Origin of the sequence: Vibrio sp. SCSIO 43153 (assembly GCF_023716625.1) — a bacterium.
Taxonomy (GTDB): domain Bacteria; phylum Pseudomonadota; class Gammaproteobacteria; order Enterobacterales; family Vibrionaceae; genus Vibrio; species Vibrio rotiferianus.
Genome location: NZ_CP071856.1, coordinates 755885 through 771476 on the forward strand (window position 1 = coordinate 755885; position 15592 = coordinate 771476).

General features: G+C 43.5%; 14 protein-coding genes. 4 read left to right on the forward strand and 10 right to left on the reverse strand.

Annotation, left to right across the window (positions count from 1 at the left end; genetic code table 11):
• Positions 1 to 33: 33 nt before the first annotated feature.
• Together J4N37_RS19605 and J4N37_RS19610 are read left to right on the forward strand one after the other, a co-directional pair.
• Entirely contained in the window at positions 34 to 942 is a 909-nt protein-coding gene (locus tag J4N37_RS19605) for a LysR family transcriptional regulator (protein ID WP_252043162.1), read from the forward strand.
• Between the two features lie 131 nt (positions 943 to 1073).
• Complete coding sequence (locus tag J4N37_RS19610; RefSeq protein ID WP_010450732.1) at positions 1074 to 1256, forward strand: hypothetical protein; 183 nt, start codon at positions 1074 to 1076, stop codon at positions 1254 to 1256.
• Positions 1257 to 1342: 86 nt separating this feature from the next.
• On the opposite strand, the gene J4N37_RS19615 is transcribed toward J4N37_RS19610, so the two are convergent.
• From J4N37_RS19615 to J4N37_RS19645, 7 genes are all read right to left on the reverse strand, one after another.
• Positions 1343 to 1666, reverse strand: a complete 324-nt coding sequence (locus J4N37_RS19615) for a hypothetical protein (protein ID WP_252043163.1) — start codon at positions 1664 to 1666, stop codon at positions 1343 to 1345.
• A gap of 182 nt (positions 1667 to 1848) precedes the next feature.
• Positions 1849 to 5967 carry a M66 family metalloprotease gene (locus J4N37_RS19620; protein WP_252043164.1) on the reverse strand — a complete coding sequence of 1373 codons (4119 nt, stop codon included), beginning with the start codon at positions 5965 to 5967 and terminating at the stop codon, positions 1849 to 1851.
• Between the two features lie 31 nt (positions 5968 to 5998).
• Entirely contained in the window at positions 5999 to 6865 is an 867-nt protein-coding gene (locus tag J4N37_RS19625; protein ID WP_010645370.1) for a hypothetical protein, read from the reverse strand.
• A gap of 1031 nt (positions 6866 to 7896) precedes the next feature.
• Positions 7897 to 8130: a hypothetical protein gene (locus J4N37_RS19630; protein ID WP_010450729.1), complete on the reverse strand. Its 234-nt coding sequence runs from the start codon at positions 8128 to 8130 to the stop codon at positions 7897 to 7899.
• Positions 8131 to 8160: 30 nt separating this feature from the next.
• On the reverse strand, positions 8161 to 9006 hold the full coding sequence (locus J4N37_RS19635; protein WP_252043165.1) for a hypothetical protein: 846 nt from the start codon (positions 9004 to 9006) through the stop codon (positions 8161 to 8163).
• Positions 9007 to 9127: 121 nt separating this feature from the next.
• Positions 9128 to 9682, reverse strand: coding sequence for a sugar O-acetyltransferase (locus tag J4N37_RS19640; protein WP_252043166.1), 555 nt, complete (start codon positions 9680 to 9682; stop codon positions 9128 to 9130).
• Positions 9683 to 9793: 111 nt separating this feature from the next.
• Complete coding sequence (locus J4N37_RS19645) at positions 9794 to 10192, reverse strand: OsmC family protein (protein ID WP_252043167.1); 399 nt, start codon at positions 10190 to 10192, stop codon at positions 9794 to 9796.
• A gap of 184 nt (positions 10193 to 10376) precedes the next feature.
• Between J4N37_RS19645 and msrB the strand changes: the two genes are divergently transcribed.
• Both msrB and J4N37_RS19655 read left to right on the forward strand, forming a co-directional pair.
• Positions 10377 to 11519 (forward strand): peptide-methionine (R)-S-oxide reductase MsrB, encoded by a 1143-nt coding sequence (gene msrB / locus J4N37_RS19650; protein ID WP_252043169.1) that lies wholly within the window; start codon positions 10377 to 10379, stop codon positions 11517 to 11519.
• 44 nt (positions 11520 to 11563) lie between these two features.
• Entirely contained in the window at positions 11564 to 11710 is a 147-nt protein-coding gene (locus J4N37_RS19655) for a DUF2256 domain-containing protein (protein WP_005374142.1), read from the forward strand.
• Between the two features lie 61 nt (positions 11711 to 11771).
• On the opposite strand, the gene J4N37_RS19660 is transcribed toward J4N37_RS19655, so the two are convergent.
• The 3 genes from J4N37_RS19660 to J4N37_RS19670 are packed head-to-tail and all read right to left on the reverse strand — an operon-like array spanning position 11772 to position 15369.
• On the reverse strand, positions 11772 to 12479 hold the full coding sequence (locus J4N37_RS19660; protein ID WP_252043170.1) for an SDR family oxidoreductase: 708 nt from the start codon (positions 12477 to 12479) through the stop codon (positions 11772 to 11774).
• Entirely contained in the window at positions 12479 to 14023 is a 1545-nt protein-coding gene (locus J4N37_RS19665) for a cryptochrome/photolyase family protein (RefSeq protein WP_252043171.1), read from the reverse strand. Before J4N37_RS19665 ends, J4N37_RS19660 begins: the two co-directional genes overlap by 1 nt.
• Positions 14023 to 15369 carry a DASH family cryptochrome gene (locus tag J4N37_RS19670; protein WP_252043172.1) on the reverse strand — a complete coding sequence of 449 codons (1347 nt, stop codon included), beginning with the start codon at positions 15367 to 15369 and terminating at the stop codon, positions 14023 to 14025. Before J4N37_RS19670 ends, J4N37_RS19665 begins: the two co-directional genes overlap by 1 nt.
• Positions 15370 to 15592: the final 223 nt, after the last annotated feature.

Here is a 15592-nt window from a genome sequence, read left to right on the forward strand (position 1 = left end):
TAATAGATAACCCCAATAACCTAGGAGCACACCGTGAATGCCATTGCGTCACTGCCAGTATTTGTCGCTGTCGTAGAATGCGGCAGCTTTTCCCTTGCAGCCAAGCAGTTGAACCTCACCAAATCGGCGATCAGCAAACGCATTAATCAACTCGAAGATGACCTCGGTATTCGCTTGCTTAATCGCACTACAAGAAAGCTCAGCTTAACCGAAGCTGGACGTCGATACTTCGAGTACGCTTCACAAGCAGTGAACCTTGCTCAACAAGGTGTCGATGCCGTTTCCGAGTTGCAAGGCTCACCGCAAGGTAGGCTCAAAATCACAGCCCCGATGTCTTTTGGTGTTTTGCACGTTGCGCCACTTATCAGCGAATTTCTTGCACGTTACCCGAAAATTGAGGTGGATTTACAGCTCGAAGACGCCATGGTGGATTTGGTCGAACAAGGATTTGATTTGGGGATTCGCATTGGTGAACTTGCGACTTCTAACCTTGTCGCTAAGCGCCTTGCTCCGTGTAAAAGCGTACTGTGCGCCTCTCCCGGATACCTAAAAGAATTTGGCGTGCCAACCAAACCAAGCGATTTGGTCACACACAACTGTTTGCGTTATTCGTATTTCCGAGGCGGTGTCGAGTGGATGTTCATCAACAGCGGTAACGAATACAAAGTTCTGCCGAAGGGTAACTTTGTGGTCAACAACAGTGAAGCGATTCGCCAATTGCTATTAAGAGGCTCAGGTATTGCGCAGTTACCGACCTTTATTGCAGCCAAAGACTTTGCAGCAGGCAACTTAAAACCACTTATGGAAGAGTTCTCTCTTCCTGAGCATGCCATCTATGCGGTGTTTCCAGAGCGTAAGCACATGCCATTGAAAGTACGTGTGTTCATCGACTTCATCAGCGAAAAGCTTGGCACTGATACACCGTACTGGGATCGCTACTAATAGGTGCTGGTACTTGATCTCGTTTAACGCAATCATATTTAGTTAATCTAATGTTTCATTTTTAACAGGTGCATAACCATCACTAGAGCGCTAACTTAAGTAGCACGTTAACCACACCGGAGTGTGAAGCTATGAAAGTACTGATTCAATATACCCAAGCGGGTAAATATCGTGACCAAGCGTGGGAATCACTGACGCTAAAAGCAAAAGGCGATATGCAAGCCGTGACGCCTTCTTATGCCGCTCAGCTTATAGAGCAAAACAAAGCGACGCTTGTAATGAACGAAGAGGAACAAGTGATCTTCCATTCTTGAATAAAAAGAGCCCTTTCTCTAGGGCTCGCTGATAGATTGACTTACTCTCGGGGAAATGGGGTGAACATCGTGAAGTGAAGTTAGCGTTATTTTTTGACGACTAAGTATAGACTCCAGGCTAGCATCGCAATAATGCCTGTTGGGTACGTAATGAAAAGTAGCCAAGGTAAAGCTTCTGAGCCTCCCCTTACAAACGGCAAAACCTTTTTTACAACACCATCAATAAACAGAGGAACTAGAATTGGTGCTTGCATCAAGAAGTAAATTTGTAGGTAAACCAGATAGCTCTTGAACCAGTTAGTCTGATTAAAATGCCCATAACCGGCCATCACCAACAAACTTATCCAGACCAAAATGTTAACCCTCGGGCTAAGAAGCATCTCGAACATAATATCTAGCGGTGTTTTCATTCCCTTCTTCCAACGCGGTTAGGTCATCTTTAACTTATGCATGCATTTGAGTAGTGAAATTCTGACATTTCTGCAAGATATTATCTGCGCTTGGCGTTCAAGTTTTAAGCCTAAAAGCACCACATGGCAAATAGAAAGGCCTGCTATGACGCAGGCCTTCGATTTAGCTACATTTTTTCAAATTACTCAAAATCACTCGCAGATGGCAAACGATCTAATTTTTCGTAGTACTCACCTGCCACCGAGCCGATGTCGCCATTTAGGTAAGCTTGAATAAGGGTTAGGTCTTTAATCCATAACTCTTTATCTGAATCTGATGCGCTAGCGTAGCCTGCGTAAACATTATCTACCGCAAACATCATGCTACTTGTGTAGTCGTTGAAGATAAGGATCATCGCATCCGAATACGCGGCATAAACTTTAGCTTCATCGTGCGCTTTACCACCTTTAAAGCTCATCGTCGATGCGGCTTCATCGTACACCAAATCACCTGATGCCATATTCGTCGCTACAAAGTTGGCGAATGATTCGTTAATTTGACCAACATTAGCAGCAATATCCTTGTCAATGGTCGCTTTCATGGCATTGACCATAGGGGCGTCTAGAAGCAATACCGCATCATGATAAGCAGACTTAATATCGGTTCGGAACGTTCCCCAAGCAGTATCAATGCTTGTAGCAATACTACTCAACTGACTCGCATCGTAGTTATCAAGGTAAGTTTTTAGATCGTAACCTTCTGATGTTACTAACTGGTTCGCATAATCGTAAGCCAGTTTGTTTGCTTTGGTCGCAACAAACTTCTTCCCGTCAATTACAAATTCAACTTTATCACCAGCAATGATCCCGTAGCGATCTTGCTGCTTGGTAAAGGTGTCAAATTGAGCTTTACCACGAGACTTCACTTTGTAGTCATTAGATTGCATTTGACGCACACCCATATTTAGGAGCACGTCTCCAATACGCTCACGACTACGGCTATCAATGCCTAAGAAGCCTGCAATACCTCTCGGCATTGGCGGTAACGATTCCATCTGCTCGGTAAGATGAAGATTGACTTTAACACCATTCAGTTGAGTGTATGCGTTACCATTTTTGTCCACCAATTCAATTGGAGTATTCAACGCATCACCAGCTACAATGTTGTTCATGATGTCTTCGTACTCAGCTTGTACTCCTGGGATATCAAGCAATGATGCAAAGCTAACCTCATCGGTGTAACGGTTAGAGAAGCGACGAGCAAGGAAGTAACTCGCAAGTGCTTTGTCAGGCCAATTACCCAATACAGAGACAGCGTTTGACCATGGGTAATCAGGGTCAAAACTACCAATTGAGTTTAGGAAGCGACCATTTTTCGTTTCAGCTACTGCTGCATAACCAGCTTCTGCGTCTGCAATAAATCTTGCAGATAACTCATCAAAACAAGACGCGCTTTGCAGATCATAATCAGCCGGAATTAGGTGCGAATTGTTATCTAACAATTGACCAAACGAAATAACTTTTTGACTACCAGCTTCGTTCTCAATCACGCACTGGTGTTCAGGAGTGCGTAATACATCCAAGAAGAATGCCGCTGATTTTTTCGCGCCGTATGTATAGTCACAGAACCATGAATTGTCTGCTTTGCCTTCGCTACAGTATTGTGGGTTTGATGCTATACGTAGTAAGAAATCACCTGGTTTATCCGTGTTAGCGGCATAACCTAGGTTGGTGTACAGATTGTCAATACGCTCAAGATCTTCCATCTTGTCACGAATTGAGCTCATCTCCATATAGCGACGAACTAGGTAGCTCGGATAATCTGCAGAATAAAGGCCATTTGTTCCGTACAACGCTAGATTGCGACGGTCATAGCTATCGATGTAGTTCTGCCATTCATAAGAAACAATTTCTTCTAGATTCGTACCTTCATCAAAACGGTTACAGTCACTGTTTAATGACACGTTACCATCAGTACAGAAGTCGTAAGATTTACGTTCGATTTCGTTAACCTTATCTAGATAGTACAGTACGCCATAACGAGTTTTCTCACTCTGTACTGCATTATCTGAAAGCGCAGCAGTATCAAAGCGACTAAAATCACAGTTATATAGCGACTTGCCAGCCTGATCTCCTGACAGTTGTTTCACTTCCGAACAAACCATCAAAGATTCATTTGATGCATTGCTGCCAAACTTGTACGCAAAGCTATCTTCGTATGCTTGCTTGTCTGCTAGGTAGCGATTGTAGGCAGCTTTCTCTTCATCTGTTGCGTTGTCTGCAGGCTTCACAACTGGTGCAGGAGCCGCACCTGAAGAATCTTGAATAGTCTCAACCTTTCGACCGTACGCAAACTTAAACGCCGCGATATCATATAGACCCCATGTTGGTGTTTCATCCAACATGCTTGGCGCGTAGTCCATGGTTGAGCTATACGCCGGAATATTGTTTAAGCCCAGTTGATGCGCCTGCTCTAGCGTGTAGTAATTCGCCTTGTCATTTGACCCTTTGAAGTTATGACGCAAACCCATGTTGTGCCCAAGTTCATGCACTAGCGTGTTACTGTAGGTCGCTACGGTAATTGCATTGGCAGCTTCGACTTGCAAATCTTTTGGCAGGTACTTCCATCGTTTCAGATCACGAGAAACTTCGTTACCTGCATCGTCGCGTTTGATATCAAAGTAGCGTTCATCATCCAGCTTCAGGTTATCCAACATAGCCTTGTTGGTAGAAGAGACCCAAGACGCTTCAATTGGATAAACATTGTTTTCAGCCCAGAAAGATAAGCGATTCTCCTCAGCCTTAACAACATCTTCAAAATCCATGTTGTCATCAAAGCTTTCCAGAAGTTGTGTTGGGTTCTTAGTTGTTGCAGATGCCGCTACCACTTCGTCTTTAGATACCAAAGGCACATTGATATTTTCATTGGCTTTCAGCTTAGCCATCGCTGCCATGGTCGAAAGCGCTTCAATTCTTTTTGTTACTTCAGTTGTTACGCCTTGATCTTCAGTTGGCAGTGGAGCTAAGCCATCCAGATTAAGTTGGTTGCGGTTATAGAAGCGCGCTAAGTTATCCCAGTAGAAAGGTACACCAGTTCGAGCAACACCAGCGTATTGGTTTACGTGCGCCTTAATGATTTCACCCGTCATCGGATTAGAAACTGAAGGACCATAACCTAACAAACCATTTGCTAAAGGCTCATCAATCAGATTGATAACGTTGTAGCGTAAGTCACCAGGATGAACTCCTTCAGGTTTTGTTTTATTAACAATCTCTATTTCTGGTTTTCCTGCGTCAGCACCAAACACATTCAGCGCTTTGTTCATCTTGTCTATTGATTGAAGTGTCGCATCCAAAAATAGTTTGTTTTTCTCTTCGAAAAAGTTATCGGTCAAATAGTACTTGATCGAGTCTTGATCTGGGTTGAATCGATTTAGGTAAACGACATCACGATCATACTTGTTGGTTACTGGGTTTAACTGCTTAGTCGACGTAGTGAAAAAGCCAATATCATTCTCATCACCTACAGGGTACAAGATAGGTTGGTAACCCTCTGTAGCAACCTCACTCTCATGAACTAGCGAGTAATAGAAGCGAGATTTAAACGCTCCGTCAACCAGTGCTTCCTCTAGGCTCGCTTTAGTAGCAAAGTTGATGTACTGGGAGATTTTATCCAGGTCAATACGGAACGTACGCTCCAACTCAAAGTTGAGCACACCGTTTTTAGGATCAAAATCCCATGAGATTAGTCTTGGTGTACCTTGTTCAGAGATGCCATCGGTAACGCCGTATAGATCTTCCATGTTGAACTCTGAAATCTCTAGATCTTCAGGCTTTGGCGTAAAGTGGGTTTTCTGCTTGTAGTTTAAGCTAGCATCATCATTCGTTTCTTCTTTGTTAGTACAATCACCGTAAGAATCTTCCTGACAACGATAAGCAGCAAAGTCACCTGGAATGGTTAACACCTGCGCAAAGTTAACATCATCATCATCTGCGACGAATTTCTCTTCACCACAATAGTTATTCTCATCTTTTGTTAGATGAGCATCTGGGTAGTTTTTGTCATAGCTGCGAACTTCCAAGCCTTCTTTTGTGAAACACAGCTCAACATAGCGCGGTGAACCTTGAAGAAAAGGGAACTGATTTAACGCAAACCGAGGCGCTGCACCTGTAGTAGGCACATAGAACCATCGACCGTCCTTCAAGTCTTTAACCGCAACCTCTTTTGCATCTCTTTCAACATAATCATAAGCCTGATCGTCTGCACCACAGCCTGCAAGTGCTGCCGTAATTGCTGACACCAGTGTCAACTTCTTAAACATTATTCTGATATCCTTAATTTTATTTATTTTCCTAGAAGGAGTAATTCACTGTCGCGATGTACGAAGCTCTTTCTTGGTCGAGCAAGTCGATATTGCCAAGCGTCCCTCGTTCTGCATCTTGGTAGAAGCCAGTAGAAGACGCTGCTAACAGTAGTGACCAGTTTTCATCGAATTGGTAGGTTCCGTATAGAGCACCTTCATAGTGCCAACTGCTTCGTCGAGTTCCTTGATAACTGATGGTGTTCCCGCCTAAAGCTGTAATGCCTAGCGCAAACGAGTCCCAAGACTTTTCAGCGACCGAAAACAGTGAGTAAGTCCACTCTGTCAGCGAACGCCCGCCCATCGTTTTGTATTTATGAAAGTTCTTTTTAACTCGTGGTGAGATAGAGAAGTCGACGCTCCACAGAGAAAAAGAGACCGGAATCGCTATACGGAATGCGGTTTGAAGTTCATCCTTCCGCGAAGATTCTGAAGTTGGAATCGTAAATTGACCAGAAGCACCAATACTTCCCGTCTCACCAAATTCATATAGGTTTGAATATCTCATCCCTAAAACGGTATCAGTGGCGTAAGTACCAACTTCATCTTCAAGTGCACGATAGCCACCAGCGGATAAGTAAGCTTTGGTATCGTCAGATAAGGCATAGACCAAACTACCACCCCATGAGAAATTGCGGACAGAACGGTGATCGTCCTTGTCATAGATGTTTGTATCGTAAGAGAGGTAAACGGACCCACTCAGATTACAAACAACGCAGGATGACTCTCCTTCATTTTGTGTAGATTCAATCCCACTGCTATCGTCTACGCTGGCTTCCTCTGCAAGTGACGGCATTGAAAATAGCGTACTTAACAACATAGCAAGTGGGGTCATCGTCCACTTAGTTGTGTGCTGCATGTTATAAAACTTCCATGAAAATTAAGTTCATTAGAATAAACTTAAAGACAAACAGATTATTGGCATAGCATTCCAAATAAGAATTAGACCAATAAACCTATCAACCATAAGAGTTTTCTTATGGTTAAATCCTTATTCTATTTTTGATAGATTTGATTTTAGCGATTCGCGTTATTTACAGTTATATCGAGTAAAAAATCACTGCTATTACAATAAAACCATTATTCTTTTTAAATTGTATAGCTCATATAAAGCAATCGATACCGTCACCAGAAAGAAAAACAAAGAACCATAACAATCAACAGCTTGAATAATATTGAGTTATAAAAAACAGAGATGGTAAAATACACGAAACTTTAGAAATCTCAGTTATGAGAACATCATTCTGTTATAACAATCCTTGTTATGTCATTTAGGTAGGTTAGCTATTAAGCCTTATAACTGGAAAATACAAATTAAAGACATCATCAAAACCATCCGTTGCTAATAATGAATTTCGCATTTAAAACAAAAGATGGAAATAAGATCAAATTCGAACCTTCTAATATATTGAATTGATGCCAGAGTGGTTTGAATAGAAAGTCACACATAAATGTCGATAAAATTTAATCAAACATTCATACAATGAATAATTAAGGGCGTGACAATTTAATAGCAGCACAGATGGGCTGCATATTTGTGAATTTCTATTCAAAAAATATTTTTTTATAAATTTCAATTTTATGTGATACCAATCACATTCAATCATAATGAGACGCACTGCAGACTGTTGGTTAAGCGTTATCTATCTCATGAAATCTTAGAATTTGAAGGGATTTAACGTTACTTATCTTCCCTACTCTTGCCGACAAACTTGACTTATTTATCAATAATAGCAGCAACTTAGCAGTTGACTCTTATCCCTTCCAAACTAAGTTACAGACGATTGAAGACCTTGAGAGCAAAAACACTAACCCGATAAAGGTCTGGTTTGAATAGTCAGCGAATCAAAACGCACAGTTATGCTCACCGTCTTGCATCATGGTCATGAGTTAATCTTGTATGGTTTTATGACCGCAGTTCTCGCAAATCAAGTGACGAGAAAAATCATCCATGGAAGCGAGAAAAGCACCAAAAACGGTACTTTTTAGAAAGCCTGTGATGAACTCCTTTTTACTGCGATTCTTATCTCCCTCAAACGCGCTTTTCTTTCTGACTAACACCACGACATGATGCGTTTCCACACCACATGAAGGACACATTAGAACTTCTGTCTTACTAGACATCTTAATCTCCTTAAGTTATTGACACCCTCTTCACCAAGGTCTTGCATCAACCTTGTCTCGTAATACTCGAGCATACTCCGTTAACAACCTTGCATTATCTGCGCTTTTTCGATTGCCACATACCTCCCCTTGGTAGGTAATATTTGGACTGGAGTAGATAGGTAATACTTTTTCCTCGTAGCTCATAACGCTCCCGGCATCACCACAAAGCGCGCCATAGGCATAACTCTTAAGTTTGGGAAGATCCCACATGGCAATGCTTTCCCTAACTGGGAAGAGTTCTTCTTTCTCTTGTCTATCAAATGTTTTGATATCGTGTTGTGCCCAAGCTAAGTGGCCTAACTCGTGTTCCAAAACGTTATCCGAGAATCGAAGATCCATGACGACAAACTGGGGCTTGATATCTACCCAGGCACTACCAAGCGTAACCATTCCTTCTTCACCCGACTCATTGGCCACGAGTGGAGGGGTTACCAAAATATAAAACTGATCAGGAGATTCTTCGTAGGAAGCCATAATGTACTCACCCAGTACTTGTTCTAGCGCATAGTTGGCCGTTGAAAAGTCAAAGATGGTGTAGCCAGACAAATCTACAAACTCAATAGACGCTTTCTTTCGCTCCATTGGGATACAAGAGTTTTGTAGTGTTTTGTTAGAAAATTGGATGCTGCGATCTACGTACGCTTCTATTTCTTCTACGTAAAGGTAGTCAAGTGTTCGTTCGTCAAAATAGAAGTTCAACCAAGTTGTAACGGTTTCCTCTTCTGAACATTTTGGGGTGATGAGTTTTCCATCAATAAGAGGTTGGAGATAAAAAACAGTAGCAACTGAAACAACAGCCATCAGCAGGCAAGCCATTACAACATTCAATTTCATACATTCTTCTTATGAATTTCATAGACAGCAAAAATAAATACATGAAATTTATAAATTAATTTGAATGATATGTAAATAAGCGCTTATTGATTATGAGAATAAGCGCCTTGGGTATGTGGGCTTACTCGTCCTCGTTTAGGCGACGAATCAATTTAGCTGGCGTACCGCCATATAAACAATCCGGTGGTACATCGCTGTTTACCACTGAGTTAGCAGCAATCACAGAGCGAGCACCAATAGTTACCCCTTGGTTGATGACCGAATTGCCACCGATCCAGACACTATCTTCAACTGTGATTGGCTTACAAAATGTTTCCCACTTGAGTCGGCTACGGTAATCCATAGAGTGCGAAGCAGTGTAGAACTGAACGCTAGGGCCGATAAGAACGTGGTTACCAATGGTGATTTTAGCGCCATCCAACATCACGACATTCATATTGATGAAGGTCTCTTCGCCAATTTCAATCGTCTTACCAAATTCACAATGCAGCGGAGCTTGGATGATGCTTCGCCCAACTTTACCAAATAGATTCTTTTGCAACGCGTCGCGTTGAGATTCATCGGTATTGTTATTAAATGCCATCAACGCATGGGTTGCGTGAGTGCGGATCGCATCGATTTCTTTATCTGCACCATCAAACACTTGGCCAGACATCATTTTTTCTAGTTCGGTCACTGGTTCATTCCTACAACTTTTGACCAAGCCAGATTAGCGTAAAAGGGGAATAAAAAAAGAGAAAAGCACGGGCTTTTCTCTTTCCTATTTTGTTGTTGTGTCACGTCGGGGTTATACGATTTCCCAGCTGTGAGTCATCTCAACGCCTTCGCCCAACATTAGACATACTGAGCAGTATTTTTCTAATGAGTCCGCAGCCACTTTAGCTACGATTTCTGGGTCTAGCGCTTCACCAGAGACTTCAAAGTGAATGTTCACCTGAGTAAAGATACGTGGCGCGGTTTCACGTCGTTCTGTGGTGAGTTTTGCGTTGACAGAAGCCACTTTCTGGCCCGCTGATTTTAGACCATCAACAACGTCCACAGAGCTACAACCACCAGCAGCCATCAACACCATTTCCATTGGGCTTGGTGCCGTTGCACCGCCATTGCCATCCATCACGATTGAGTGACCAGATTGAGACTGACCGAGGAATTTAAAGTCTTCGACCCATTTTACTTCTGCTTGCATGGTTTCCCTCATTATTGCTTTTGCCTCATCGGAAACCTTCTACCAATGAGCGCTTGTTTCGTGCCGTTACTGTAGCCCTGTTGTGAGAAAGGGCAAAGAATTTTTCGTAATCACTGTAATTTTTTCGCTCTTACTTCTGTCTTCTTACGTAACATTCATTGAGAAAATGACGTTTGAGGAAGTTATGAAGAAAGTATCTAAGTTGTTGGTGGGATTCTCATTCACACTGCCTGTACTGTTCATCTTGCTAAGTAAAACAGGTACTGCCGATACCATGGATAAGATGAATGCATCAGAAAAAGCTGACATCGCAACATTAGCAGGTGGTTGTTTCTGGTGTACCGAATCGGATTTAGAGCAATTACCGGGTGTGTTAGACGTGGTTTCTGGTTATTCGGGTGGTGATTTAGAAAACCCAACTTACCGACAAGTCTCTTCTGGCAAGTCTGGCCATATTGAAGTGATTGAGGTGAAGTACGATCCTGCTGTTGTGAGCTACGAGCAAGTATTGGATTACTTCTTCCGCCATATCGACCCAACTGACGACAAAGGCTCATTCGTCGACCGTGGTCCCCAATACCGCCCAGCGATCTTCTATCATAACGCCGAGCAAAAACAGATTGCTAAGCAGTTTATGATGGAAATCGACAAGGCGATGATCTATCCAAAACCGTTGAAAACAGAACTGATCGAGTTTGAAAAGTTCTACCCTGCGGAGTCGTACCATCAGGATTACTACAAGAAGAGTAGCCTGAAGTACAAATACTACCGCTACGCATCAGGTCGCGATAAGTACCTCGACGAAGTGTTTGGTGAAGATCGTAAAGACAACCCAAAAACACTCCGTGAACTTATCAACGAAAAAGAGTTGGTAACGAAAGTGAAGGTATACGAGAAACCTTCAGACAAAGAAATCAAAGCTAAATTGACTGAGCTTCAATACTACGTGACACAAGAAGAAGGTACAGAGCGTCCTTTTAACAACAAGTATTGGGACAACAAAGAAGCGGGTATTTACGTTGATATCGTCACTGGTGAGCCTTTGTTCTCATCAACGGATAAGTACAAATCTGGCACAGGTTGGCCAAGCTTTACCAGACCAATTAACCCAGGCTACATCGTAGAGAAAACCGACTTCAAACTGGTTTATCCGCGCACAGAAATCCGCAGTAAGTTTGGTGATTCGCATATTGGTCATGTATTTAAAGATGGCCCTAAGCCAACGGGATTACGCTACTGCATGAACTCAGCCGCAATGGAGTTTGTACCAGTGAACAAGATGGCAAGTTTAGGCTACGGCGATTACCTGTACCTATTTGATAAGTAACTAGGTCACTGTTTTAACCAAATTAGGAGTGAACATTCAGCGCGATGAAAGGTTTTAAATCCAACCTTCCCATGAAAGTCTGTCCGGTCTGTCAGCGCCCATTTTCTTGGAGAAAGAAGTGGGCGCGAAATTGGGAGGAAATCGTTTATTGTTCTGAGCGTTGCCGAAGAAATAAATCAACGAAAACGTAGGTCACTCCGACCCTCTCTGAAGAGCGCTATTTCCTTTGTATTAACGTTTGTACGCGTTCTCTTACCAAGGCAATAACGTCCCATCATAAGCCCAAAACGCCCCGCTATCTTGCGGGGTCGCTTTTTCTATCAAGCCTAATAGATCCTTAGCAACTCGCTCTGGCGTGAACAACTTTCCTTCTGGCACATTGGTTTGAAAAGGTGCCGACAAAGCGGTGTCCGTAGTACCTGGGTGAAGTGACAGCACCGTGCCATGTTTGACCATTCTTTGCCATTCGATCGACATGGTTTTAAGGAACATGTTTAATGCGGCTTTCGATGCACGATAGCTGTACCAACCACCTAACTGATTATCGCTAATGCTGCCAACTTTGGCCGAAATGGTCGCAAACTTAGGTGCAGTACTGCGCTTTAACTTGGGCGTGAAGTATTTCGCCAACAGTAAACTTGGCAAAGTATTAACCGTAATGGTTTGCTGAAAAAAGTCAGCGTCTAGCGAGCTAAGGTTCTTCTCAGGGCATTTCTCTTGGGTGTGCAACATACCAACGCAGTTCACCAACCAATCGACGTGTTCAATCTGCTCACTGAACGCTTTTACCTCCCCTTCTTGCGATACATCCACTTGATGCCAAACGACATTTGGGTGTTGCCAATCTGGTTGCTGCTTACGATAAGTGGCATGCACGCGAGCTTGAGGGAACCGAACTGCGGCTTCTTGTACCATCGCCAAACCAATTCCACCGTTACCACCGACGATGAGTATTTCCATCACAAGTTCTCCACGTTTTCTATGTAATGCTCTGCGGTATCGAGTATCGCTTGGCGTTGCTGTTCTTCCATGTTGTCCCAAGAGCGGAAAATCATCCCGATTCGTGGGTTGGTTGCGAGACGCTTGTCGTGCTTGTTCATAAAGCGCCAATAAAGACTGTTAAACGGACACGATCCTTCTCCACTGCGCGATTTATTATCGTAATGGCAGCCCTTGCAGTAGTCGCTCATCTTGTTGATGTAAGAGCCACTCGCTGCGTAAGGTTTGGTGCCAACAATGCCGCCATCCGCAAACAATGCCATGCCACGAGTGTTTGGCATTTCTACCCACTCAATTGCATCAACATAGATACCGAGATACCACTCATCCACTTGGTCTGGATCTATCTCGGTTAGCAAACAAAAGTTACCTGTGACCATCAAACGTTGAATGTGGTGTGCGTAGGCATAATCGAGAGACTGCTCAATAGCATTGCGCATACAGGCCATTTTAGTTTCGCCATTCCAGAAGAAATCTGGCAGCTTTCTGTCTGCGCCCAACTCGTTCTTTTTCGGGTAATGAGGCATGTTCGCCCAGTAGACACCTCGGATGTATTCTCGCCATCCCAAGATTTGGCGAATAAACCCTTCGACTTGAGAAATGTCGATGTCCGCGTTGGAATGAAATGCCTTGAGTGAAGCATCAATGACTTCTCTCGGGTGCAGCAATTTGCTGTTGAGCGAGAATGAAATACGGCTGTGATACAAGCTCCACTTAGCATCGTGCTGGCCTGTCATGGCGTCTTGAAAACGGCCGAACAACGGCAAGCAGACTTGGCAGAAATGCGCGAGTAAAGACAGGCTTTGCGCGCGATTAATTGGCCACAACAAATCCCCTTCGAGATTTCCGATGGTTTTGATGCCATGTTTTGCCAACCGCTCAACAATGCCATGCACGTCGGTACTGAACATCAAAGGTTGTGGCAGTTGTTCAATGTCTTTGGCTTTGAGCTTGTTACGGTTGTTGGCATCGTAATTCCATTTCCCGCCTACAGGCTTTCCGTCTTGCATCAAGATGTCGAAGCGCTTTCGCATCCGGCGGTAGAAGTGCTCCATCATGATGTGTTTGCCTTGAGGACACTGCGATTCTATTTCCTCAAACGGCAACAAAAAGTGTTCCGAATCGACACAACGCGTCACGACCCCATCAAGCTTTAGTTTGGCTAACTGCTCTAGTAAACGGTATTCATCCGGGCGTTGATATTCAAACTTACTTGCACCAACTTCACTCAAGTAGTGTTGCAAGACTTGCTCAAGATCGTCGAAGGATTGTGTGTCATCCAACGTGAGGTGCAGAACTTGATGCCCTTCACTCTGACGCTCTTTCGCAAACTGTTCCATTGCAAAAAAGAACGCACACACTTTCTGAATATGGTGCGTGACGCATGTATTCTCTTGCTTGAGCTCTGCAATCAGGTAAAGCACTTTCTCATCCGGTTGCTGAAACCAAGAGTGCTCACTGTTAAGTTGATCGCCCAAGATCAATCGTACGGTTTCAAATTGCATTACGGTTTCTCCGGTGACGAAGCTTTGTCACTGCTGCCCATCACAATCGGCCAATCGACCATGTCTACACTATCCAAATGCGCACCAGCACAACGACCTTGCCACCTATCGATGAACTCCATGTGCGGATCGTACATTTCGGTTTGCTTTTCGAGGTTGAATTGTCGTGAACCACGCGGATCAGCACCAACGCCTGCTAAGTATTGCCAGTTTCCCCAGTTTGATGCCACATCGTAATCAACCAGTTGCGACTCAAAGTACGCCGCACCATAACGCCAATCGAGGCCAAGCTCATGCACTAAACAACTGGCGACCAACTGCCTGCCACGATTTGACATATAGCCGGTTTCATTAAGTTGGTGCATACACGCGTTCACGATAGGAAATGGCGTTTCACCTTTCTTCCATTGTTGGAAACGGTGCGCATAAAAGCTGGTGAGTGGTGCTTGATTTTGGATACCACCAAATCGGAAGAGCTGCCGCTTGTATCGACGGGCATACCAATAAAAGTATTCACGCCAAAGCAGTTCGAAGTAAATCCAATAGGTTGAATCATTTGCGCCATTCGCGGCTTCATAACGTTTCAACATGGCATAAATGGTTTTCGGAGAAAGACACCCATGAGCTAACCAAGGAGAGAACTTGGTGGAGTAATCCATGCCATCTAAACCGTTGCGCGTTTGTTTGTATTCACTTGCTAGTGTTGAAGCAAAATACTGACGACAATGTTCAAGCCCTGCTCGCTCACCGCCGGTAAACAGGCTTGGCTGGATCTCACGGGTCAAACTCAACGTCGGCAGTGCGAGTCCGTCTGGCAGCGGAGGCAATGTCGTTACTGCTTCTACAGATTCAGTTAGAGCAAGTTTCTCAACCTTTTTTCGAAACTTGGTGAAGGTGTCAGGAAGCGCTCCAAGCTCAAACGGTAAATCTTCAACAGAGAACAAGCTACGTACTTCGCTTTGAATAATCGCCAAATGGGGCGCTTCTGCCTGAATCTTATCGACCACATCTTGCTCGTCTGATCCAGCAATTGCATCCACATAGAGGTGCGTCACGCCAAGTTTGTCAGCAGCGTGCTTGATCGCTTGGTATGGATGTAAGTCAACAACTTGCAAACGCTGATTAAGTGCATTCAAAGACAAATTCAGGCAATGCAGCGACTCATCTAAAAATTGTTGTTTGGCAAACCCGAACCCCGGCTCTTGTGCGTATTGCTTTAGATAGGAGGACACCTTTGGATAGCAGTATATGCAGATCAGCAAATCAACTTCTGCAGAAGCTCTTAGTAGGAGCGGATTGTCGTGCAATCTTAAATCGTTGGTAAACCAATATAAGCCAATATTCATGTTTTTCTCTGATTTACTTGAACGCCTTCAAAAAGTTACGAGCTAAATGGAAGTTCGATCACTCTGTTACTCGTTTGTTGGCAAGAGGTGGTCATAAATGTAGATACAAATAGCAATGACAAATAGAACCAACCTGACCATTCAAGAGATAATTTTATTTTCGCACATTATTTTTTTAATTTTTGAACCAAAAATGACAAAAATTAAAGCGATGTTAAGCAAA